The organism is Streptomyces sp. NPDC046349, from assembly GCF_055587885.1.
Window position 1 is genome coordinate 248334 of sequence record NZ_JBVJFK010000004.1, and the last position, 21307, is coordinate 269640.

The following is a 21307-nucleotide window of genomic DNA, read 5'->3' on the forward strand; positions in this document are numbered from 1 at the left end:
GGCTACGGCCGGGGGCCCCTCGCGCATATACGGGGACGAGAACCGATCAGGCGTCGAGGACCTGGCCCTCGCGCTTGACGACCGGCGGCTCGACCGACCACGGGAAGTTGATCCACTCGTCGGTCTTCTTCCACACGTACTCGCACTTCACGAGGGAGTGGGACTTCTCGTAGATGACGGCGGAGCGCACCTCGGCGACGTGCCCCAGACAGAAGTCGTGCACCAGCTTCAGCGTCTTGCCGGTGTCGGCGACGTCGTCGGCGATGAGGACCTTCTTGTCGGTGAAGTCGATCGCCTCGGGCACGGGCGCCAGCATGACCGGCATCTCCAGCGTGGTGCCGACGCCGGTGTAGAACTCCACGTTGACCAGGTGGATGTTCTTGCAGTCCAGGGCGTACGCCAGACCGCCGGCGACGAACACGCCGCCGCGGGCGATGCTCAGGATGATGTCGGGCTCGTAGCCGTCGTCGGCGATCGTCTGCGCCAGCTCGCGCACGGCGGCGCCGAATCCCTCGTAGGTCAGGTTCTCGCGTACTGCGCTGCTCATGCCTCGTGCCTCACCTGGGTACGGTGGAAGTTCTGGAAGGAACGCGAGGCGGTCGGCCCGCGCTGCCCCTGGTACCGGGAGCCGTACCGTTCGCTGCCGTACGGGAACTCCGCGGGCGAGCTGAGCCGGAACAGGCACAGCTGGCCGATCTTCATGCCCGGCCAGAGCTTGATCGGCAGCGTGGCCAGGTTCGACAGCTCGAGAGTCACGTGACCGGAGAATCCGGGGTCGATGAACCCGGCGGTCGAGTGCGTCACGAGGCCGAGGCGGCCCAGGCTGGACTTCCCCTCCAGCCGGGAGGCGATGTCGTCGGGCAGTGTGATGACCTCGTAGGTCGACGCGAGGACGAACTCACCGGGGTGCAGGATGAACGCCTCGTCCCCCTCGGGCTCGACCATCCGGGTCAGGTCCGGCTGCTCGACCGCGGGATCGATGTGGGCGTAGCGGTGATTCTCGAACACCCGGAAGAACCGGTCGAGACGCACATCGATGCTGGAGGGCTGCACCATCGCCTCGTCGAACGGGTCGATGCGAATCCGTCCGCTGTCGATCTCGGCCCGGATGTCTTTGTCAGAGAGAAGCACGCCCCGAGGATACGCAGAGCGCGCGGGCCACCCCCAATCGAGAGGGACCACCCGCGCGCCCGGCCGTACGTCCCGACGGCCGTGAGTCTCGCCGAGCGCTCAGCGCTTGGGCGCACCACCGACGGGGACGGCCTGCCGCAGGCGCGCGCACCGCGGACACCGCAGCAGCCGCCCGGGCCCGATCCGGCCGGGACCGAGATGCTGCAGCGGGAAGGAGGCGGTACTGAAAACGTGCCCTTCGGCACAACGGACGACGGTGTGCTCCATCGAGTCCCTTTCCCCAACGAGCCGTACTGCGACGAATCGCCACATTAGGGGATGATCGGCACCTGCTCCAGCCGCCGCTCCGCACCCCACGGTACGCCCCAACTCCCGCACGCACACGCCTCGGTGCACACCACAGACAACGACGACCCCGCGGTGAATGCACCGGGGGTCGATCATGAGGTAGAGTGTGCAACGGTAGGGATCCAGGCAACTGGCCCACTGCGCGGATGTAGTTTAATGGTAGAACATGAGCTTCCCAAGCTTATAGCGCGGGTTCGATTCCCGTCATCCGCTCCACGGCAAAGCCCCAGGTCAGCGACCTGGGGCTTGTTTGTTGTCTAGACCCATCTGGGGCCGTGTGCCATTCGCGTGCCACAACTCCCCTAATGGGGCGTCAGATTGAAGCGGGTCACCTCGTACGGGCCGCCCGGCCGGGAAGCTGCGGCGGGAGCGCGGGCATGACCTTGCCCCCGGCCCCCGCGACGCGGCCGCACTGGCCACGGCCTGCAGGCACCTACGATGCGGCGGGCCGGCGCTGGTGGATCAGCACACCCTCGTCGTCAACGACCGACGGCAGCCGGAACCGCTCACCTCGTTCCAGACGGAGCAAGTTGTCGACCAAGACGCTCCCACCCGTCGGGGAAGCGCGTCTCGGCCGGTGCCGCCCCTGGGGTGGCCGGGCGGACCGGGGCCAGGGGCACCGGTCCGCCAGTCAGCGACCGAGGGCGGATCGCAGCCGGGGATGAGTCCGCGACCCGCCACACGCGCTCGTCGAATCGGGCGGCAGGCGGATGCCCGCCGCCACCCCCAGCGGCGGCCATGTCCCTCCCGAAGCGGGCATGCGTGCCCCGGAAGCACGTCCAGGTCGTTCACTGACTGAACGGGGCAAGGGTTCCGGCGCTGATGGCGCCCCGCAGGACGTGGACGATCTCCTCGGGCTTGAGGTCGATGCCGTCGAGCCCCTCCACGGTCAGCGGGATCTGCTCCAGCGCGTACTCACCTCGGCCCTCGGCGCTGAACTCGGGCCCGGTGCGATCCTCGAAGGACCACGTCGCGATACGGGCGAGGTAGAAGAGCTGGCGCTCGTCGTCGGACTCCATGGTGTGGAGGAGCCGGACGATGTCGGCCTTCCCGGCGATCTCCTCGTGGATCTCGCGGTGGAGGGCGGCCTCCCGGGACTCGTCACTGGGCTCGACGCCGCCGCCGGGGAGGACCCAGTACTCGGGAACGTCGCGCTTGGTACGGCGGATGACCAGCATCGTGTCGTCGGCGGTGACGAGGACGGCGCGGACTCGTTCCTTCATGTCGGTCTGTCTCCTTGCTTGTCGGCGTCTCAGTGCAGCAGCCAGCCGCCGTCGACGTGGACGGATTGCCCAGTGATGAACGACGCGGAGGGGCCCGCCGGGAACGCCACCAGGGCGGCGACGTCTTCGGACCGGCCGCTCTCCGGCGAGCCTGATCATCGTGTGCGCCACCTCGTGCGGCAACTCGCCGTCCAACCGGCAGAGATGGGGATCCGGGGGCCGCCGCCCGCACTCCCCGCTCGGCCGAGTCACCGGCGGGGAAGTCGGCCCAGGGCGAGCCGGCGGATGCCGAGCGCTTCGTCCAGCGACTTCCGGCCGGCGGCCATGCGCAGGAAGCGGGGACAGCTTTGTCGACGCCCTCGGCCTGGACCGCCATCCCGTCGCTGCCGCGGAAGCCGTCGACCGTCAGCGCCCTTGCCCTTGCCCTTGCCCGTGCCGGGGCGACGGGCGACGGGGACTTCGCACTCGGGGCAGCCGGCCACGCGGAGCTGATGGGCAGCCCCGGCGGGCCTGCCGCCCGATGCGTCACCCCCGCGTGGCGGGTTCAGCCGGGTCGGGAGTCTGCTGCCGCGGCGCCGTCAGCCCGCTGCTCACGCACCCCGGCGGCAGGCACCACAGTCGTGACAGGGCCTCGCCGGTCAGGCGTGCTCGTCCAACGGCGGTTGGGCGGGCTGGACCGACCAGCTCGGCGGCTCGTCGTTTCCGGAGTCCTCGTCGCGCTCCGCGTCGGCGGCTGTCGCGTGGATCTTGCCCGACGCGTGGTGGACCGGCGCGTACACGGCGTAGAGCTGCAGGGGCTCGTCACCGATGTTGGTGACGTTGTGCCACGTGCCGGCGGGTACGAAGATCGCCCAGCCGTCCTCGACCTCCCGGTCGAAGTCGAGCCGATCCTTCGCAGGGCCCATCTGAACGCGGCCCCGGCCCGCGTCGAGTCGTAGGAACTGGTCGGTCTCCGGGTGCGCCTCCAAGCCGATGTCCTCCCCCACCGGGATCGACATGAGAGTCAGCTGCAGGTACTTCCCAGACCAGGCGACCGCGCGATGGTTCGTGTTCTCGAGCGTCGCCCTCTCGAGGTCGAAGCTCTGCGGTTCCGGCCCGATGTCCTTGATGGTCATCCTTCTCTCCCGTTCGACGAAGGTGAGGACGGTACGCGGCGCACGGTCGCGGTCTGGCGCCGGCCACGCCAACGTTCTCAGAGCCCTGGCTCTTCCGGGCACAAACACGCGAGCCGCCGCTTGCACCAGGCCCGGTCGTAACCGACCTCAACGCGGCCCCGCCCGACGAGCGCGCCGTCCAGCGGGGCAAGGCCCCTCGCGGTGTGCGCAGCCTGCCCGGACGGCGGCCGTGGCCGGCTCGCTTGTCGGTGCCGGTGTCCACGTACACGGCCTCCAGCGTGCCGATCTCGTGGCCCGCCGGTGGCGACGACGTCTTGGTTCCGCCGGAGCCCCCGATCCCGCAGCCCGCAGCCGTCGTTCCGGGCCCCTGCTGGCCTCGCTCCTGGTCCCGCTGCCGGGCAGAGTCGATTACCTCACCACTGGACACGCGAAAATCTATGACGGCCGGAGTAGACATTGGGCGTCGCCAAGGTTATGGTTTTTCTCGTAGCCAGAGAGACAACAGGGCCCGGCAGAGACGAACTGCCGGGCAGCAGTACTCGCAGTTGCAGTGCGCATGGCGGTGCGGTGGTGGAGTTCCGAAGCCACGGAAGTTGCAGGACGGCGACGGGACTGGCGACCGGACCGGGTGGCCCGCAGTGATCAGGGGCCGCTGTCGGAGGTACCGCAGTCCACGCGGTGGCGGTACCTGTAAGTGCAGTACCCAGCAGTGAAGTCAGTGAGCAGCACCTCGGTGAAGGCGTCGGCTGCGGGCGCGCGCACCGGGAAGTTCGGCAGTGGGGTTCCAAGCCAGAGCAGATGCAGGATGGGCGACGGGGCTGGCTGCCGAAGAACGGCGCTGTGTCAGGCCAGAGCAGTACCCAGCAGTACGCAGTTGATCACCGAGGGAAGAACGGAGGAGCCGAGCGCCATCAGGATCGCCCGGGCGGAAGTCGGAGCCCGGGTACCGCAGGACATCGATAGTGAGGTGGTCTCCGGTCAAGCATCCGCGATCCCCGCACTCCCGGCAGCATCTGGGCCGGGTCGGCGGAAACACAGGGTCGGCGCCGTATCAGGGCCGACAGATGGTGTAGTAGTTCCTTCGGGGCCCTGGTGCTGTACAGCGCCAGGGCCCCTCCACGCGTTCCATGAGAGAGGTTCAATGACAGCAGACGACTCGTTCGGCCGTCTCGACGACGACGACTACCCCGCCTACACCATGGGTCGGGCCGCCGAGATGCTCGGCACCACCCAGGGCTTCCTCCGCGCCATCGGAGAAGCCCGCCTGATCACCCCGCTCCGCTCCGCCGGCGGCCACCGCCGCTACTCCCGCTACCAGCTGCGCATCGCCGCCCGCGCCCGGGAACTCGTCGACCAGGGCACCCCCATCGAGGCCGCCTGCCGCATCATCATCCTCGAGGACCAGCTCGAGGAAGCCCAGCGCATCAACGCCGAATACCGCCGGGCCGCCGAGTCGGCCGCGCCGCCGCCGCCCAAAGCCTGAGGCGAGGCGCCCGCCGCGGCTTCGGCGGGCCACGCGCATTCAGGGGCCCTGCTCGGCGGGGAACTCCCCGCTCGGCCGCCATCGTCGGCCACGGCCGCACGCCGGGTGGCGGGTGGAGTGCCGCGCCGCCGGACGGTCCGGCGGCTGTCCGGCCGCTGAAGCTCCTGTGAGGTCCGCCGGTGTCGGCCCGGTACGTGGCCCGAAGGGTGCCCTGTCGGCGCCTACGCATGACCGTGGCGTCTCCCCTGGAGGCGGCCAACGTGAACGTGGGGCACTGTCCCCGAGCAGCGAGGGCAGGCACACCCCCACAGCACGGCGCTCCGGCACTCCGTCCGTGTGGATCGTCGGCCGATCACCCGAGGCAGGTCCGACCGCTGCGCCCGGTAGAGCGAGGGAACCATGTGTACCGCGGGGGCCAGGGCGATCGGCGAAGGTCAGGCCGGCGACCCGGGCCTCCTTGATTGCCCGGGCCTGTCCCGAGGCCGCCGACGAACCCCCAGAGGTCACGCATTGCGCTGGTCGTGGGTGTCCTGGCGGAGCCGGTCGGTGTGGCGGGTGAGGGCGTCGATGCGTTCGGCGAGTTCCGCGTCCTCGGGCCGCAGGTGGGTGCGGGTGGCGGTCAGGGGGCGCAGGAGGCGGGCGGCGTCGTTGTCGGCGAGGGCCAGATTCAGTTCGCCGATGGCGCCCACGGCGTCGGCCGGGAGGCTGGTGAGGGCGGTGACCTGCCCTGCGAGGCGGCGCAGGTCTGCCGCGTTGTCGCGGGCCCAGGCGTTCACGTTGCGGTCGGCGGCGCGGGTGTCGCGGGTGGCCTGGACGCGCTCTTCCCCGGTGCTTCCGGCCTTGCCGGGGCGGAGCCGGAGGTAGCGCCGCTCGGCGGCCTGGCGGCTGGCGACCCCGAGGGGGCCCGCCAGGTCGGCCCAGCTGGCTCCCTGCCCTCGGGCGGTTTCGATCAGGCCGGTCTCCCAGCCGGCGAGCTGCTCACGGACCTCGCGCAGCATCAGCAGGGCAGCCAGGGCCGGATGCGGGCCCGCGTCCGCCGCGGGCGCCGCCGTGGCGGACGGCGTTCCCGCGGAGGGGTGCCGTGCGTCCTTGACGGCCCGGTTGATGGTCTCCAGTGCCGCAGCCGCGGCAAGGAAGGGAACGGGTCCGGTCGGCTCTGCGGGCTCGTTCATGGCAGTCTCCGAAATCTGTCATCCTCCTGATGACGTCCAGCTTGTCATCGCTTCGATGACATGTTACAACGGAAGCACGTTGAAGCGCATGGGCAGTTCCTGCCTGAACCAAACTGGAGGTGTTTCGCGATGTTGATGCGCACCGACCCGTTCCGCGAGATGGACCGCATCGTCCAGCAGCTTTCCGGCACCTCGGGCACGTGGTCGAAGCCGTCCGTGATGCCGATGGACGCCTACCGCGAGGGCGACGTGTACGTGATCGCGTTCGACCTGCCCGGCGTGAGCACCGACGCGATCGACATCGACGTCGAGCGGAACATGCTGACCGTCAAGGCCGAGCGCCGGCCCGCGGGCAAGTCCGACAGCGTGCAGATGGAACTCTCCGAGCGGCCCCTCGGTGTCTTCTCCCGCCAGATCATGCTGGCCGACACCCTGGACACCGAGCGCATCGAGGCCGACTACGACGCCGGTGTCCTGACCCTGCGGATCCCGATCGCCGAGCGCGCCAAGCCCCGCAAGATCGCCATCGGCGGCGAGTCCGACCGCAAGCAGATCTCCGGCTGACCGAGCCCGCACCGGCGGCGGAGGACGGGGGCTCGATCCCCCTCCGGCACCCCGCCCTCCGCACCCAGCCCCCTCGCCTTCACGCACTCGCCCCTTCGCCCCCTCGCCCCTTCACCCCTCCCCGGAGGTGACGTGAGATGCCGATGCGCCGGGAAGCCTTCCTGGACCAAGTCCGCGAACGCGGCGAGTACCGGACCAGGGAAGAAGCCGAACGCGTTGCCCGCGTCGTGCTGGCCCTGCTGGGCGCGCACCTGGTCGGCACCGTGCGGGCCGAGCTCGCCGCCCGCCTGCCCGAGACGTACGCCCTGATCCTCCTCAACCCCCTGCAGGCAGCCGAGCCGCTCTCGCCCGAGCGCTTCGTCCGCGCGACCGCGGCCTGGATCGAAGGCGCCACCGAGAAGACCGCCCTGTGGGACATCGGGGCGGTCCTGTCCACCGCGGCCGCAGCGGCGGGAGACGTCCTCACACGCGAGGTCCTGCTCCAGCTCCCGCCCGGCTACGACCTCCTCTTCGGCCACCCCCGGCCCACCTGACCGCCCGCCGTCATCGAAGAGAAAGGCAACCGCAGCACCATGTACGACCAGCCTCGACCGAACCCCGGACAGCTCGCCATGTCGTACGACCAGATGCTGGAACGCGTGCGCTACGAAGGCGCCCACCCCACGCGCGAACGCGCCGAGGAAGCCGTCCGCACCGTCCTGGCCGCCCTCGGCCGACAGGTCACCGGAGACGAACGCGTCGACCTCGCCCAGGCCCTGCCCGTCGAAGCCGCCCTCGCCCTGACCGCCCAGACCCCCGCCACCGACCCCCTCACCGGCTGGGGCTTCGTCAAGGACATCGCCGCCCGATCCGCCACCACCCCCGCCATCGCCCGCTGGGACACCGGAGCCGTCCTCGCCGTCGTCGCCCGCCTCGCCGGCCCCGACCTCCTCTCCCGCATCCTGCGCCAACTCCCCGCAGGCTACGCACTCCTCTTCGGCCAGGCCGAACTGCGGCAGCCCCAGCACGCCGCCTGATGCCGCGCTTGCCCGGGCCCCGCCGGCATCGGCGCACACTCCGACGAGATCTGAGAAGCCGCCACAGGCCCGGAGACGCATTACGGGATCGCAGTTGCGGAGCGACCTGCACGTGCCGGAAAAGGGCCTGGCCGCCGCATGCACATACCTGGCCGGCGAAGGACTGGTCACCGCCGGCCGGGAACCCGGCAACACCCCCGCAATGGCCACCCTCACCCACGCGGGAATCCGGCACATGGAGGCCGGGAAGGAAGGGACCGCCCCCGGCACTGCCGGACCGGCGGGATCAGCGGGATCAGGGGCGGCCGACCGACCGGCTCGATCCGACGGTGGCTCCGCTCGTGGTCGTGGTTCACCGCATGACCGGACGGTTGGCGGCCGTGTACTCGTCCGCGACGGTGAAGACGCTGGCGCAGCGCGGACATTCCGCTCCACCGAACAGGTGGGCAATGCCGTCGGCGAGCGCCTCCTGCCCGTCGCGGACCGTGATGTCATGCATCCATCGGCCGGTCCCGGTGAGTTGCCCAGCAGCCGCCGGACGCAGGTCCCGCCGGATCTCCTCATCCCCCTCGCGCACCCCCGAGTAGCATCCGAAGCCTCCGACGACGATCGTCACTTTCAGACCGCAGTGGGGACAGTCCACGCCGATGATGTCGTCCGTGAAGCCCTCCAGGGCGTTCGCCCAGTGGTACTCCTCTTCGACCGCGAGCAGGGCACGGAAGGACACGAGGTAGTCGGCCGGCCGCGACCGCAGGTGCGCGTCCAGCACCTCACGGAACTCCATGATCGCGTCGGCGCAGTCGGCCAGCAGGCCGTCGCAGCCGTGCCGCCCTGCCGCGCGCTCGAGGATCTTCCCGGCCAGCCCGCGCGCCTCCGCGCTGCGCGGCGCGAGGCGAACCAGGCGCGGGAAGGCGGCGAAACTGGCCGGAGACAGCAGGTCGTGCTCGAGGACGAGCCGCCAACCCAGCTCCTTCCACGCTTCACGGTCGTCCTCGCGCTCCACCCGCTGCAGGAGCTCGGGAACGCGGTCAACCTCGAACCAGCAGTCGCGCATCCGTGTCCAGTCCACCACCTGGGCATTGAACCCTCCCAGGGCCGCCAAGGGCGACTCCGCATCCGTAGGTCTGTCGCGGTGGCAGCCCCGAGTGACCCATCGGAGAGGCCCGGTGGACAGCAGCCGAGAGCGGTACGCCCGGGCCCGATCACAGCCGCCTTCTCCGAGGGCCTGCCCCTTCGGATCGGCCCTCGTCAAGCCCCGCAGCACGATGTCGTCGCCTCCGAAACGCCGCCCCCGGAGGCGAATCAATATCTGTGCCCGCGGTCTGAGGATTTCACGGACCCCGGTGGGAGGGTTTTTGCCGCAACGCGCACGGTGGAATCATTTCACGCCCGCAAACCACTGCGGCGTGCTACTGTCGATCCTGGTTGCAGTTTTGGTACCCACAAACTTCAAGCGCCCGCATGCGGCCTCCGCGCCCCGTGGGAGCGCTTTATATTTCCGGGTCATTTTCCGGGCGGGGCATCATCGCGGCGACACGGCGTCCGTGCAGTGCGGACGCCGCTGTACTGCCCCAAAGGAGATTCGACATGGCATCTGGCACCGTGAAGTGGTTCAACGCGGCCAAGGGTTTCGGTTTCATCGAGCAGGACGGTGGCGGCCCCGACGTGTTCGCCCACTTCTCGAACATCGCCGCCCAGGGCTTCCGCGAGCTGCTCGAAGGCCAGAAGGTCACCTTCGACATCGCGCAGGGCCAGAAGGGGCCGACGGCCGAGAACATCCTCCCCGCCTGACACTGACGCGCATTGTGTAGCTGGGGCCCGCATCCCTCGGGGTGCGGGCCCCAGCTGCACCCATTTCCGCCACGGTTTCACCTGCTGGATCCGACCTTCAGAAGAGATTCAGCCCCCCGGAGCCGAACCAGGCACATGCACATGCACTTGCACTGGTATTTCGCGCCCCCATGGCATTCCGCATTCCAGCGACCACGCCCGCACGAATTCCGTCGGCCAGGTTCGCTTTCGCATTCCATTCGGCCCCGTTCTCGCGATGCCCCGCACTGTTCTTCCGCTGCGGGCATTCCTTGATACGCGGCGTATCAAGGAAGGTTCTCCATGAATCCCACACGTACGAACAACCGGTCCTCTCACACCCGTAAGCGCACCGGCGGCCCCGCTTTCGACTCCGCCGGTTCGGGTCGGGGCAGCCGCTTCGGCTCGTCCGCGCGGAGCGGCTCCGGAGCTCCGAGCCGCTCGGGCGGCCATGGCCGCCGCCCCGCCGTGGTGCAGGGGGAGTTCGCCCTGCCGAAGACGATCACTCCCGCGCTGCCCGCCGTCGAGGCGTTCGCGGACCTCGACATGCCCGCCGAGCTCCTGGCCGCCCTCGCCGCGCAGGGTGTGAGCGTGCCGTTCCCGATCCAGGGCGCGACCCTGCCCAACTCCCTCGCCGGCCGCGACGTCCTGGGCCGCGGCCGCACCGGCTCCGGGAAGACCCTGGCCTTCGGCCTGGCCCTCCTGGCCCGGACCGCCGGACAGCGTGCCGAACCCCGCCAGCCGCTCGCCCTCGTCCTCGTACCCACCCGCGAGCTGGCCCAGCAGGTGACCGATGCCCTCGCCCCGTACGCCCGAGCGGTCAGGCTCCGCCTGGCGACCGTCGTCGGCGGCATGCCCATCGGCAGGCAGGCGGGTGCGCTGCGCGGGGGCGCCGAAGTCGTCGTCGCCACGCCGGGCCGCCTCAAGGACCTCATCGACCGCGGTGACTGCCGCCTGAACCAGGTCGGCGTCACCGTCCTCGACGAAGCCGACCAGATGGCCGACATGGGCTTCATGCCCCAGGTCACCGCCCTGCTCGACCAGGTACGTCCCGAGGGCCAGCGGATGCTGTTCTCGGCGACCCTGGACCGCAACGTGGACCGGCTGGTGCGTCGCTACCTGACCGACCCCGTCGTGCACTCCGTGGACCCGTCCGCCGGGGCGGTCACGACGATGGAGCACCACGTGCTGCACGTCCACGGCACCGACAAGCACCGGCTGACGACGGAGATCGCGGCGCGCGAAGGCCGGGTGATCATGTTCCTCGACACCAAGCACGCCGTGGACCGCCTCACCCAGGACCTCCTCGACAGCGGGGTACGCGCGGCCGCCCTCCACGGCGGGAAGTCCCAGCCCCAGCGCACCCGGACCCTGACCCGGTTCAAGACCGGGCACGTCACCGTCCTGGTGGCCACGAACGTCGCGGCGCGCGGCATCCACGTCGACAACCTCGACCTCGTCGTCAACGTGGACCCGCCGACCGACCCCAAGGACTACCTCCACCGCGGCGGCCGTACCGCCCGCGCAGGCGAGTCGGGCAGCGTCGTCACCCTGGTCACCCCCAACCAGCGCCGCGACATGACCCGCCTCATGGCCGCCGCCGGCATCGTCCCCCGGACCACCCAGGTCCGCTCCGGCGACGAGGCCCTGAACCGGATCACCGGCGCCCAGGCCCCTTCCGGCGTCCCCGTCACCATCACCGCGCCGGCCTCCGAACGGCCCAAGCGCGGCGCGACCACCCGCGGCCGACGCAGTCCCGCAGCTGCTGCCCGGCGCACGAACGTGCCCCGGTCCGCCTTCGATGCGGCGGCCTGAGAACCACGTGATCAGGAAGCTCACCCATCTCTGCAGGAGGCACCTTTTGACGCTGGTCCAGATGCAGCCCCGCCCGGCGGGCGACCACCCCGTACACCGGACGGTGCACGATGCCATGAAGGCCGCCGGACCGCAGGTCTGTGACGACATGACGGTCGAAGTGGCCCTGTCCGTCATGACCAGTGCCGACGAGGGGCATCTCCTCGTCTGCGACAACGACGGCGTGTGCACCGGGCTGGTCACGCGGGCCCAGCTCGCCGCCGTCCGTGACGGCGACGCGTACACGGACCGGGTGCGCCTGCGCGAGATCCTGGGCGGCCACGGGCCGTTCACATCGCCCACGACCACGATGGCCGAAGCCCAACACGCGATGCGCTACCGCCGGCTCGACGCACTGCCCGTCGTCGACGAACAGGGCAGCGCTCTGGGCGTCCTCGCCCTTGCCCGCTGAACCGTCCCCACCGCGGCCGGTCCGTTCTCCTCCTCTCCCTGCGAGGCATCATGCGTTGCGTCATCGCCCGATTTCCGTTCGACCTGACCAAGAGCGGCGTCCTGGAGTCCATGGCGGGCATCAAGCCCGAGCCCGTCACCGGTGAGTCCGTGATCATCGGCCGCCGCACCTACCCCGTCAAGCAGGTCGGCCAGGTCATCACCCGCCAGGACCGCCGCGACTTCAGCGCCGACGAGGTCCTGCGCGCCATGGCCAAGCTCGGCTTCACCTGTCGGGGCCTTCCCGCGCCCGCCGCGCCCGTGCGCGCCCTCAGCCCGCTCCAGCGGGCGGCCGCGATGCTGGGCACTCCCGTGGCCGTCTGACCGGCCGACAGGCGCGAGCCGACACACGCACAGCAGGGGCCCGACCGGCGCATGCCGGTCGGGCCCTTCCGCGTACCGGCCGCCACGCGGCGGTTCGCCACGGCCGCATCACCGGCCCCGCGCCCTGGCCACCTCGCCGATCCCGGTCGATTACCTCACCGTCGAACACACGAAAATCTACGTCGGCCGAAGTAGACATTCACGGGTGTCGTGGTTATGGTTTCTCTCGTAGCCCAGAAAGACAGCAGGGCCTGGCAGAGACGAACTGCCGGCAGAAGCACACGTAGTTGCAGTACGCAGGACGGTGCGGTGGTGGAGTTCCGAAGCCAGGTTTGCAGGAAGGCGACGGGACTGACGACCGGACCGGGCGGCTCGCAGTGATCAGGGGCCGCCATGAGCAGTGACGCAGTGGCAGTACCCGTAAGTGCAGTACGCAGTACCCGGCAGTGAAGTCAGTGAGCAGCACCTCGGTGAAGGCGCCGGCTGCGGGCGCGCGCACCGGGAAGTTCGGCAGTGGGGTTCCAAGCCAGAGCAGATGCAGGATGGGCGACGGGGCTGGCTGCCGAAGAACGGCGCTGTGTCAGGCCAGAGCAGTACCCAGCAGTACGCGGTATCAGCAGTACGAAGTCCCCCGTTGGGTAAGCAGTTGATCACCGAGGGAAGAACGGAGGAGCCGAGCGCCATCAGGATCGCCCGGGCGGAAGTCGGAGCCCGGGTACCGCAGGACATCGATAGCGAGGTGGTCTCCGGTCGAGCAACCGCGATCCCCGCACCCCCGGCAGCGTCTCGGCCGGGCATGCGGCAACAGAAGGCCGGCGCAGTACTGGGGCCGGCAGATGGTGTAGCAGTTCCTTCGGGGCCCTGGTGCCGTACGGCACCAGGGCCCCTCCACGCGTGGTGCAGGTGACAACGGACGACTCGTTCGGCGATCGTCTCGGCGACGACCATCCGGCCCGCGCCCGGGAACGCTCAGGTGCCTCGTATCGGCACACCTGACGCGGCCGCAAGGCTCCACGCCGGCGAGCCGCCGGACCGGGGCTGTGGCCGCGGGGCTGCCCCGGCTCAGCGGACCGAGGGCTCCAGCAGGGTGAGGGTCGTGTGGTCGAGCTCGACCGGGACGCCGGTGGGAAGGGTCAGGACCGGGTCGGTGTGGCCGAACTCGAACTCGGTGACGATGGGGAACGTCGTCCCGTGGCACACATCGAGCACGACGCGCTCCAGCTGGTCCCGCTGGGCCTCGGACCACCCGCGCGGTCGGCCCAGGACGAGGCCCTCGACGCCGTCGAGCAGGCCTGCGTGGCGCAGCTGCCACAGATCGCGGGCCGCCTGCCCCGGGCCGTAGCCGTTGTCGTCGGTGAACTCGAAGGCGAGAACGTGGCCCCGGTAGTCCGGCAGCCAGGGCGTGCCCAGCAGTTGGAGCGCGCTCGGGACACATCCGGCGAGCAGGGGCCCCTGGGCCAGACCCGGACGCAGCGCCTTGCGCGGGAGCGCGGGGACGGCGTTGCGCGAGCGGCTGTCGTCGGCCCAGTCGACGAACTCCTCGATCACCTCGGACGCGGTCGGGAAACGTCCCGCCCAGCCCCGCATGACGAGCTCGCTGAAGGAGTCCATGGTGAGCTGGGGGGTGCCGCCGTTCTCGGCGAACTGGGAGAGCAGCGCCGGGCCGTAGAAGGTGGTGGCGCCGGTCCTGGCGTACAGGGCGTGGTGGAGCACCGTCGCGTCCGAGTAGCCGCACAGCACCTTGGGGCGGGCCCCGAACGCCTCGTAGTCGATGAGGGGCAGCAGTTCGGAGGCGGTCAGTCCGCCGATCATCCACAGGATGGCCTGGGTGTCGGGGTCCTGTACGGCGCGGTTGAACTCCTCTGCGCGTCCCGTACGGGACTCCGGGCAGAGCCCGGGCTTCACGGACGAGATCGACACCCTCAGACCGGTCCGGGCCGTGAGGTCGGCGGCGCCGCGGGCTGCCCGCTGCGGGAAGACCTCTCCGCCGCGCCAGGACGGGGACACCACGGTGACCTTGTCCCCGGCCTTCAGCCGGTGCGGACGCAGCCGGGTCTGCCTCAGCCGGTGCGCCTGCCCCTCGGACACGCCGTAGGTGGAGCGGAGTTCCGCGTCGGTGGTGCGGGGGTTGCGGTCCAGCATGAAGAGCGCTGCGCGCAGGTTGTCGGCCATCGCGGCCTCCCTGCGCCGCCGTTCGGCGGTCAGTACGTCGAACAGCTGCCGGGTGGCGCCGAAGCGGGCCAGCAGCCGCTCGCCGCCCTCCACACCGAGTGTGCCGTCGAGCAGGTCCAGAAGGCGCAGGACGAACTTGCGCACCACCGACCCGGGGCCCTTGCCCGAGAGCCGGGCGCCGTCCTCAACCAGCATGGTGACGGCGCGGAAGAGGTTCACCGCGTCGGCGGCGGCCTCGTCCCCCAGACCCGCAGCGGTGGCCATGGAGACCCGGTCGGCGATCTCCGGCAGGGAGAAGGCGTTCGGACCGTAGGGGATCGCGGCGGTGACCTCGGTGCCGAATCCGACCTCGGCGTATCGGCGTTCGCCGTTGTGGACGACGATCAGGTTCGACAGCGGCTGCCAGCGCGGGCAGCGGCAGTCGGGCCGGCATTCCGGTTCGCAGCCCACGTCCGGGCGCCGGTAGTAGTAGGTGATGCCGCGTCCGGTGAGCGGGCTGTCGCTGCCGTACGTCCAGCGCGTACCGACGGTGGAGTCCGGCAGGACGTGCAGGACGCCGCCGTGGAGGGCGGCCGCCCTGCCGACGGAGTCCTGGAGGTCGGTGTCCCGGGAGTCGATGAGGATGTGCAGCCGGTCCACCGGGGGGTGGCCGAGCGCGGCGAGGGTCGCCAGGTGGGTGTCCTCGGCGATCCGGTCGAGGTCGTCGGGGCCCTCTACGTCGGCGAGCAGTCCGACCATGCCGAAGGCGAACAGCCAGGGGCGCTCGCCGTGCGCCCGGAAGCACGGCTGGTAGTGGCAGATGGAGCCGATGCGGCCGCCACGGGCCAGGGCCTGCTTGTGCGGGGTGATGGTCGCGTTGACGAACGTCACCGAGGAGTCCGCGTCGGTGAGCCGGGCCGCGGGGGTCAGCTCGTATCCGCGCTCCGTGAGGGCGTCCAGGAACGCGGTCGCCACGCCCCGGGTCGCCGGACTCCCGCCCACGGAGGACGCCGTGGCGAACATCCGCTGCCGAATGGCCTGTTGCGTCTGCGACGGTGTCGTCAGCGTCGGATGAGGGGCGACGTCAATCATCTTCGTCTTCCTTGGTCGGTGGTCCACCCTGAAGAGAGCGCTTGCCGCCGGCGCCCGCCGCCCGGGGACTCGGAGCACGGGCCGGGATCGATGGTCCCCCGGCCGTTCCAGCATTCGCCAGCGGGAACGCGGCTGACAGCACTCCGCTGTGGCACCTACTCGCCTGGCAGCTTGGTGCCCGGGAACGGCCGTCCACAGTAGGGGGATTAGTCGCAAATATCCGGGCATTTCATCGCCGGGCTTGTGCCATCATGAGCCGCGCGGGCAGGGCGGTCCGCCGCCCGGTGTCCGGGGACTCGGCATCGGCGGGGACGTCCCGGCGGCCCCTGCGCGGAACTCGTCGAATTCACCTGCCCGAATTTTGTCAGGGCCCGTACGGTACCGATTTCCGCAGCACCGATTTCCACAGCCGTCCCGGGCCATGCCTGCCCCCCACCCGTACGCATCATTCCCCAGGAATCAGGCACTCCATATGATCCGAACATTCACCAGCGATGAGATACGGGACACGTTCCTGGAATTCTTCGTCGAGAAGAACCACACCAGGATCGACTCGGCGTCGGTCATTCCCGTGAACGACCCGTCCCTGCTCTTCGTCAATGCCGGCATGGCGCCGCTCAAACGCTATTTCCTCGGCGAGGTGCTGCCGCCCGCGCCCGACCTCTGCAACGTCCAGCCGTGCGTGCGGACCAACGACATCACCGATGTCGGCGACCGCCACCACCTGACGTTCTTCGAAATGCTCGGCAGCTGGTCCATCGACAACTACTTCAAGGAACGCGCCGTCGAGCTGGCCTTCGAGCTGCTCACCGATCGCTTCGGATTTCCCGCGGACAAGCTGTACGTCACCGTGTACCAGGGAGACCCGGCCCTCGGCCTGCCGCCGGACGACGTCTCGGCCGCCGCCTGGGAGCGGGTCGGCATCGCCCGCGACCACATCGTCTACCTCGGCGAGGACAACTTCTGGTCCACCGGCGACACGGGTCCCTGCGGCCCGTGCACCGAGGTCTTCTACGACACCGGCGCCGAGCACGGTGAGGAGTACCGTCCGGGCGGGGAGTTCGACACGACGAGCCGGTACATCGAGATCTGGAACGCCGGCGTCTTCATGGAGTTCGACAAGCGGCCGGACGGCCGCTTCGAGCGCCTGCGCTTCCCCAGCGTGGACACCGGGTCCGGGCTGGAGCGCATGGCGATGGTGCTCCAGGGACACGACTCGGCCTACGAGACCGACCTGTTCGCCCCGATCGTCCGGGCGGTCAGGGAGGGCCTGGGCGGAGCCTCGGCCTCCGAGCGCGACGTGCGGATCATCTCCGACCACATCCGCTCCTCGACCTTCATGCTGAGCGAGGGCGTCGTGCCCTCCAACGACGGCCGCGGCTACATTCCCCGGCGCCTGCTGCGCAAGGCGATCGCCGTGGCGACCCGCAGCGGCTTCCAGGACATCGACGTGCCCGAGCTGGCGGACGTCGCCATCGACCGGCTGAAGGGCGCCTACCCCCAGCTGGGCCGCAACCGGGACCGCACCCTGGAACTGCTCGGCAGGGAGCAGCGGGACTTCGGCCGGGTCGTACGACGCGGCCTGGACCAGCTGTCCGGGCTGGCCGCCGGCCCCGGGTTCCGGATCTCCGGCGAGGAGGCCTTCAACCTGTACGCCACCCAGGGCATGCCGGTGGACCTCATCCGCGACTTCGCCGCCGAGCAGGGCGGCTCGGTGGACGAGGCGCGCTTCGCGGAGCTGTTCTCGGCCCACCGCGAGCTGTCGCGGGGCGGTCAGGGCAAGGCGGACGCCGGTGCCCCCAAGGGCGCCGTGCGGACCCTCGCACCCGCGTTCACCGCGGCCATCGGCCCGGCCGCCACGGAGTTCCTCGGCTACGAACGGCTGGAGTCCGCGGCCCGGGTCCTCGCCGTGGCCGGCCCCGACGGCCCGGACGGCCCCGCCGAAAGCCTTGCCGAGGGCGAGCAGGGCCTGGTGGTCGTCGACCGCACGCCCTTCTATCCCGAGGGCGGCGGCCAGGTCGGCGACACCGGCACGATCACCGGACCGGAGCTGTCCGCCGAAGTGACGGACACCCGCCGGATCGACGGCCGCCACGTGCACCTCGTCCGGGTCACGAAGGGCGTCCTGCGGGCCGGCGACACCCTGGAACTGGCCGTGGACGCCTCCCACCGCCGGGCGACGATGCGCAACCACTCCGCGACCCACCTGCTGCACGCGGCACTGCGCGAGGTGCTCGGCGACCAGGTGCGGCAGGCAGGCTCGCTCGTCGCACCCGACCGGCTCCGGTTCGACTTCGAGCACCCCCAGGCCCTCACCGAGGAGGAGACCGATCAGGTCGAACGCCTGGTCAACGCCCGGGTGCTGGTGAACGCGGGCCGCGACGTACAGGTGAAGCCGTACCAGGACGCGGTGCGCGACGGGGCGATCGCCTTCTTCGGCGACAAGTACGGCGACGACGTCCGCGTGGTCTCGTTCGGGGACGTCAGCAGCGAGCTCTGCGGCGGTACGCACGTGAACGGCACGGCCGAGATCGGGCTCTTCCGGATCATCGCCGAGGGCAGTGTGGGCGCAGGGGTTCGCCGGATCGAGGCGCTCACCGGTGAGGCCGCACTCGCCCACACGCTGGACCGCGACCGGACCCTCAAGCAGGTCGCGGGCCGGCTGCGGGTGTCGGTGGAGCAGCTTCCCGCGCGGATCGAGGCGCTCACCGCCAAGGAGCACAAGCCCGCCCGGCAGAACCTGATCAGCGCGCAGTCCCTGGCCGCCGAGGTCCGTGAACCGGTGCCCGGTCGGCGCTACGTCCTGCTCGTCGATCCGCCCCTGGACCCCAAGCAGATGGCCGACGAGGCCGGCCGGCTCGGCGCGGAGCTGAACGCCGCCGTGCTGTTCCTGCTGGCGGACGGCGCGGGGGCCCTGCGCATCGGTGTGGGGGTGCCGGCCGACGGGCCGGGCACGGCCAAGGAGCTGCTGGAACGGGTGCTGGCGGTGACCGGCGGCCGGGGCGGTGGCAGCGCCCGGTTCGCCCAGGGCGGCAACATCACCGTTCCCCTGGCCGAGGCCGCGGCGGCCGTCCACACGGTGCTGGAGGGCGCTTGCGCATGACGGACGGCCCGTAGGCGCCGGACGGCCCGCGACCGGCCGGCGCACGGCGCACGGGGCCCTCCCCCCCGTACCCACGGGTGGGAGGGCCCTTGCCGTCTCGCGGCGCGGCCGGAACCGGATCCGGCACCCTCGACCGCACCCGCACCCGCACGCACCCGCGCGGAGGCCGCACATGCGTGAGCGAGGGTTGCGGGTGGGCCGCCGATGACGACGGCGGTCCACCCGCAACCCTCGCTCACACCGGCCGAGGTGAGCCGGACGACGCAGGTCAGAGCCCCACGGCGACCCGTTCCCAGACCGTCCGGCAGAACGCGGCGGACCGGTCGGCCGCGATCGGGCCGACCGGCCGCCCCGCGGTCCATTCGGCGAATGCCGCGATGGCCTCGGTGAGGGTCGCCCGGGCGATGCCCGCGCCCAGGCAGAAGTGGTGGCCGGCCCCGAAGGACAGGTGCGGACGGTCCCAGTCCCCCTCCGCCGGGATCCGGAAGCGCTCCGGGTCCGCGAACACGGCGGGGTCCCGGTTGGCCGCGGCCACCACGAGAGCCACCCGCTCACCGGGCCGGATGGTCGCCCCGGCCACCTCGATCGGCTCGGTGGCGGTGCGCGGCACGAAGTGGAACGGGGCGTCGTACCGGAGCGCCTCCTCGGCCACCTGACCCGCGTCGAGACCGCCCCGGTGCAGCCGGTCGAGTACGTCCCCGGCCTCGTCCAGCAGGCTGACCAGCGCGGAGCCGAGGCTCGCGGCGACCGGCTCGATGCCGCCGGTCAGCAGCTGGGCGTACAGGGCGGCGCCCTGGTGCGGGTCCAGGTCGAGGAAGGCCCGGATCTGCGGGGGCCCCTGCCCGGCCCGGGCCATGGGCAGGATCACCGTTCGCAGGTAGTCCTGGAGTTCGAGGATCGCCGCGCGGGAGGCGGGCGCCCGGTCCGGGTCGCACTGGGGTACGCCGATGAAGTCGATGATGTCGGAGGACCAGGAGAGGACCGACTCGCGGTGCTCGTCGTCGATGCCGAGCAGTCGGCAGGTCACCGACACGGCGAGGGGGTGGACAAACCGTCCCAGCAGGTCGGTCTCCCGGGGATCGCAGTCGGCCAGCAGTTCCCGCGCCTCCCGCGCGATCCACTCGCGCAGGGGGCCGACACCGGCGGGCCGGTATCCCGGACCGGCCGCGGAGCGTACCCGCGTGTGCGCGGGGGGATCGGTGAACATGGGCCAGGAGTCGAAGAAGTCCACCACGTCCTGGATGCCGGTACGGGCGGCCGCGTCGAGGTCGCCGAAGAAGCCCGACCCGATCCGCGCCGACAGCCTGGTGTCCCGGAGCAGGGCGTTGACCTCGCGGTAGCTGGTGACGTACCAGCATTCGGTCTCGGCGTCCCACCACACCGGCGCCTGCTCGCGCAGGCGCCGGTAGTGGGGGTGGGGGGAACGGGCGAACTCCTCCGACAACAGCGACAGCGATCCCGCTGACAGTGTTGCGTGCATGATCAGTTCAGCTCGTCTCGGTGTCGGGCCGTCACGCCGGGCGGCGGCTGACGACGAAGAGGTTGTTGCCGCGCGCGGCGATGCCCGGGGTGGTGCGCAGCGCGTTCTCCATCGCGAAGATGCGCTCGACGTTGTCGCCGGCCAGGATGTCCACCAGCTTCTCCGTGGAGCCGTGCAGCTGGGTCTCCTGGTAGCCGGGGTAGATCAGGTTCGGGAAGCCGGAGACCACGGCCAGCTCCAGGCCGGCGTCCGCGTGCATCTTCTCGATGCGCTCGAGGTCGAACAGGTGCATGTCGGGCATCTGGGTGGTGAAGCGGCCGCGCCGGCCGAGGGCCTTCTCGGCCTCGTCGAGGTTGCCCACGCCGATGTTGAAGAAGGCGGTGTGCCAGACGCTCGGCAGGAACGACACCAGCAGGCCGCCCGGGTTGAGCAGACCGGCGATGTCGGCGATGACCTTCTCCGGGTCGGCGACGAAGCCGAGCACGTTGTGGAAGTTGAAGGCGAGGTCGAAGGTCTGGCCGGCCAGGGTCTCGGAGACGTCGGCCAGGTCGCCGCGGACGAAGGAGACGCGGTCGGCGAAGCCGCGGCGCCGGGCCTTCTCCTCGGCGACGGCCAGCATCTCGGCGGTCAGGTCGAAGGACGTGCCGCGGCTGGTCGGCGCCTGCTCGGCGAAGAAGGTGGTCCAGCGGCCGGTGCCGCAGCCGGCGTCCAGGAAGCGGAAGCCCTCGGGGAGCTTGGAGAGCACCTCGTCCTTCAGCGCGGCGGCCAGCAGCCGGTCGGACAGCATCCAGTACGGCTGAAGGTCGACGTCGTCGTAGGCCTCGGCCTTCACGGAGAAGTAGTCCTGGACGTCTGCGAGCAGGTTCTCGGTCATGAAAGGGATCTCCTCTGAACGTGGTGCGTCGCGTGATCTGTTGCGCGATGCGTTGCGATGCGTGGCTCCGGCGCTGCCCACCGCGTGACACGGAGGGTGGAATTCCCGAGGCGGCACG

General features: G+C 70.7%; 19 protein-coding genes and 1 tRNA gene. 10 read left to right on the top strand and 10 right to left on the bottom strand.

Translation table 11 applies throughout. The annotated features are described in order from the left end of the window. Positions 1-46: 46 nt before the first annotated feature. Both ACZ6JS_RS11125 and dcd read right to left on the bottom strand, forming a co-directional pair. Positions 47-547, bottom strand: a complete 501-nt coding sequence (locus ACZ6JS_RS11125) for a phosphoribosyltransferase (RefSeq protein ID WP_469297360.1) — start codon at positions 545-547, stop codon at positions 47-49. After that, positions 544-1131: a dCTP deaminase gene (dcd, locus tag ACZ6JS_RS11130; RefSeq protein WP_469297361.1), complete on the bottom strand. Its 588-nt coding sequence runs from the start codon at positions 1129-1131 to the stop codon at positions 544-546. Before dcd ends, ACZ6JS_RS11125 begins: the two co-directional genes overlap by 4 nt. A gap of 490 nt (positions 1132-1621) precedes the next feature. Between dcd and ACZ6JS_RS11135 the strand changes: the two genes are divergently transcribed. Then, positions 1622-1695: transfer RNA gene (locus ACZ6JS_RS11135), tRNA-Gly, on the top strand. Positions 1696-2267: 572 nt separating this feature from the next. Here the strand turns inward: ACZ6JS_RS11135 and ACZ6JS_RS11140 are convergent. The 3 genes from ACZ6JS_RS11140 to ACZ6JS_RS11150 all read right to left on the bottom strand — a co-directional run bounded on the left by ACZ6JS_RS11140 (position 2268) and on the right by ACZ6JS_RS11150 (position 3817). Beyond that, complete coding sequence (locus tag ACZ6JS_RS11140; RefSeq protein ID WP_469297362.1) at positions 2268-2702, bottom strand: NUDIX hydrolase; 435 nt, start codon at positions 2700-2702, stop codon at positions 2268-2270. Between the two features lie 29 nt (positions 2703-2731). Next, positions 2732-2812, bottom strand: a complete 81-nt coding sequence (locus tag ACZ6JS_RS11145) for a hypothetical protein (protein ID WP_469297659.1) — start codon at positions 2810-2812, stop codon at positions 2732-2734. 528 nt (positions 2813-3340) lie between these two features. Further along, complete coding sequence (locus ACZ6JS_RS11150; protein ID WP_469297363.1) at positions 3341-3817, bottom strand: cupin domain-containing protein; 477 nt, start codon at positions 3815-3817, stop codon at positions 3341-3343. 1141 nt (positions 3818-4958) lie between these two features. Here ACZ6JS_RS11150 and ACZ6JS_RS11155 point away from each other — a divergent pair. After that, on the top strand, positions 4959-5300 hold the full coding sequence (locus tag ACZ6JS_RS11155; RefSeq protein ID WP_469297364.1) for a MerR family transcriptional regulator: 342 nt from the start codon (positions 4959-4961) through the stop codon (positions 5298-5300). 503 nt (positions 5301-5803) lie between these two features. Here the strand turns inward: ACZ6JS_RS11155 and ACZ6JS_RS11160 are convergent. Next, positions 5804-6472, bottom strand: coding sequence for an HSP18 transcriptional regulator (locus ACZ6JS_RS11160; RefSeq protein WP_469297365.1), 669 nt, complete (start codon positions 6470-6472; stop codon positions 5804-5806). 129 nt (positions 6473-6601) lie between these two features. Between ACZ6JS_RS11160 and ACZ6JS_RS11165 the strand changes: the two genes are divergently transcribed. The 3 genes from ACZ6JS_RS11165 to ACZ6JS_RS11175 all read left to right on the top strand — a co-directional run bounded on the left by ACZ6JS_RS11165 (position 6602) and on the right by ACZ6JS_RS11175 (position 8052). Next, on the top strand, positions 6602-7036 hold the full coding sequence (locus tag ACZ6JS_RS11165) for an Hsp20/alpha crystallin family protein (RefSeq protein ID WP_469297366.1): 435 nt from the start codon (positions 6602-6604) through the stop codon (positions 7034-7036). Positions 7037-7173: 137 nt separating this feature from the next. Next, the gene (locus ACZ6JS_RS11170; RefSeq protein ID WP_469297367.1) at positions 7174-7569 is read left to right on the top strand and encodes a DUF2267 domain-containing protein; all 396 of its coding nucleotides are present in this window, start codon (positions 7174-7176) and stop codon (positions 7567-7569) included. 39 nt (positions 7570-7608) lie between these two features. After that, entirely contained in the window at positions 7609-8052 is a 444-nt protein-coding gene (locus ACZ6JS_RS11175; protein WP_469297368.1) for a DUF2267 domain-containing protein, read from the top strand. Between the two features lie 352 nt (positions 8053-8404). On the opposite strand, the gene ACZ6JS_RS11180 is transcribed toward ACZ6JS_RS11175, so the two are convergent. Continuing rightward, complete coding sequence (locus tag ACZ6JS_RS11180) at positions 8405-9124, bottom strand: hypothetical protein (protein ID WP_469297369.1); 720 nt, start codon at positions 9122-9124, stop codon at positions 8405-8407. A 515-nt stretch (positions 9125-9639) separates the two neighbouring features. Between ACZ6JS_RS11180 and ACZ6JS_RS11185 the strand changes: the two genes are divergently transcribed. From ACZ6JS_RS11185 to ACZ6JS_RS11200, 4 genes are all read left to right on the top strand, one after another. Then, positions 9640-9843, top strand: coding sequence for a cold-shock protein (locus ACZ6JS_RS11185; RefSeq protein ID WP_469297370.1), 204 nt, complete (start codon positions 9640-9642; stop codon positions 9841-9843). Positions 9844-10164: 321 nt separating this feature from the next. Continuing rightward, complete coding sequence (locus tag ACZ6JS_RS11190) at positions 10165-11676, top strand: DEAD/DEAH box helicase (protein ID WP_469297371.1); 1512 nt, start codon at positions 10165-10167, stop codon at positions 11674-11676. A 46-nt stretch (positions 11677-11722) separates the two neighbouring features. Further along, positions 11723-12127, top strand: a complete 405-nt coding sequence (locus tag ACZ6JS_RS11195; protein WP_469297372.1) for a CBS domain-containing protein — start codon at positions 11723-11725, stop codon at positions 12125-12127. Between the two features lie 50 nt (positions 12128-12177). Continuing rightward, on the top strand, positions 12178-12489 hold the full coding sequence (locus tag ACZ6JS_RS11200; protein ID WP_469297373.1) for an SCO5918 family protein: 312 nt from the start codon (positions 12178-12180) through the stop codon (positions 12487-12489). Positions 12490-13551: 1062 nt separating this feature from the next. Here the strand turns inward: ACZ6JS_RS11200 and ACZ6JS_RS11205 are convergent. Then, positions 13552-15732, bottom strand: a complete 2181-nt coding sequence (locus ACZ6JS_RS11205; RefSeq protein WP_469297374.1) for an LD-carboxypeptidase — start codon at positions 15730-15732, stop codon at positions 13552-13554. A gap of 472 nt (positions 15733-16204) precedes the next feature. Here ACZ6JS_RS11205 and alaS point away from each other — a divergent pair, with 472 nt between their 5' ends. Beyond that, on the top strand, positions 16205-18835 hold the full coding sequence (gene alaS, locus ACZ6JS_RS11210) for an alanine--tRNA ligase (protein WP_469297375.1): 2631 nt from the start codon (positions 16205-16207) through the stop codon (positions 18833-18835). A 268-nt stretch (positions 18836-19103) separates the two neighbouring features. Here the strand turns inward: alaS and ACZ6JS_RS11215 are convergent, their stop codons facing one another. Continuing rightward, positions 19104-20315, bottom strand: coding sequence for a cytochrome P450 (locus tag ACZ6JS_RS11215; RefSeq protein WP_469297376.1), 1212 nt, complete (start codon positions 20313-20315; stop codon positions 19104-19106). Positions 20316-20346: 31 nt separating this feature from the next. Next, positions 20347-21189: a class I SAM-dependent methyltransferase gene (locus tag ACZ6JS_RS11220; RefSeq protein ID WP_469297377.1), complete on the bottom strand. Its 843-nt coding sequence runs from the start codon at positions 21187-21189 to the stop codon at positions 20347-20349. Between the last annotated feature and the right edge of the window lie 118 nt (positions 21190-21307).

Bases quoted from the DNA above. Each gene is read 5' to 3' on its own strand.
- ACZ6JS_RS11205 (WP_469297374.1), bottom strand. From the start codon at position 15,732: ATGATTGACGTCGCCCCTCATCCGACGCTGACGACACCGTCGCAGACG.
- ACZ6JS_RS11165 (WP_469297366.1), top strand. From the start codon at position 6,602: ATGTTGATGCGCACCGACCCGTTCCGCGAGATGGACCGCATCGTCCAG.
- ACZ6JS_RS11150 (WP_469297363.1), bottom strand. From the start codon at position 3,817: ATGACCATCAAGGACATCGGGCCGGAACCGCAGAGCTTCGACCTCGAG.
- ACZ6JS_RS11155 (WP_469297364.1), top strand. From the start codon at position 4,959: ATGACAGCAGACGACTCGTTCGGCCGTCTCGACGACGACGACTACCCC.
- ACZ6JS_RS11170 (WP_469297367.1), top strand. From the start codon at position 7,174: ATGCCGATGCGCCGGGAAGCCTTCCTGGACCAAGTCCGCGAACGCGGC.
- ACZ6JS_RS11160 (WP_469297365.1), bottom strand. From the start codon at position 6,472: ATGAACGAGCCCGCAGAGCCGACCGGACCCGTTCCCTTCCTTGCCGCG.
- ACZ6JS_RS11175 (WP_469297368.1), top strand. From the start codon at position 7,609: ATGTACGACCAGCCTCGACCGAACCCCGGACAGCTCGCCATGTCGTAC.
- ACZ6JS_RS11140 (WP_469297362.1), bottom strand. From the start codon at position 2,702: ATGAAGGAACGAGTCCGCGCCGTCCTCGTCACCGCCGACGACACGATG.
- ACZ6JS_RS11125 (WP_469297360.1), bottom strand. From the start codon at position 547: ATGAGCAGCGCAGTACGCGAGAACCTGACCTACGAGGGATTCGGCGCC.
- ACZ6JS_RS11215 (WP_469297376.1), bottom strand. From the start codon at position 20,315: ATGCACGCAACACTGTCAGCGGGATCGCTGTCGCTGTTGTCGGAGGAG.
- alaS (WP_469297375.1), top strand. From the start codon at position 16,205: ATGATCCGAACATTCACCAGCGATGAGATACGGGACACGTTCCTGGAA.
- ACZ6JS_RS11190 (WP_469297371.1), top strand. From the start codon at position 10,165: ATGAATCCCACACGTACGAACAACCGGTCCTCTCACACCCGTAAGCGC.
- ACZ6JS_RS11185 (WP_469297370.1), top strand. From the start codon at position 9,640: ATGGCATCTGGCACCGTGAAGTGGTTCAACGCGGCCAAGGGTTTCGGT.
- ACZ6JS_RS11220 (WP_469297377.1), bottom strand. From the start codon at position 21,189: ATGACCGAGAACCTGCTCGCAGACGTCCAGGACTACTTCTCCGTGAAG.
- ACZ6JS_RS11200 (WP_469297373.1), top strand. From the start codon at position 12,178: ATGCGTTGCGTCATCGCCCGATTTCCGTTCGACCTGACCAAGAGCGGC.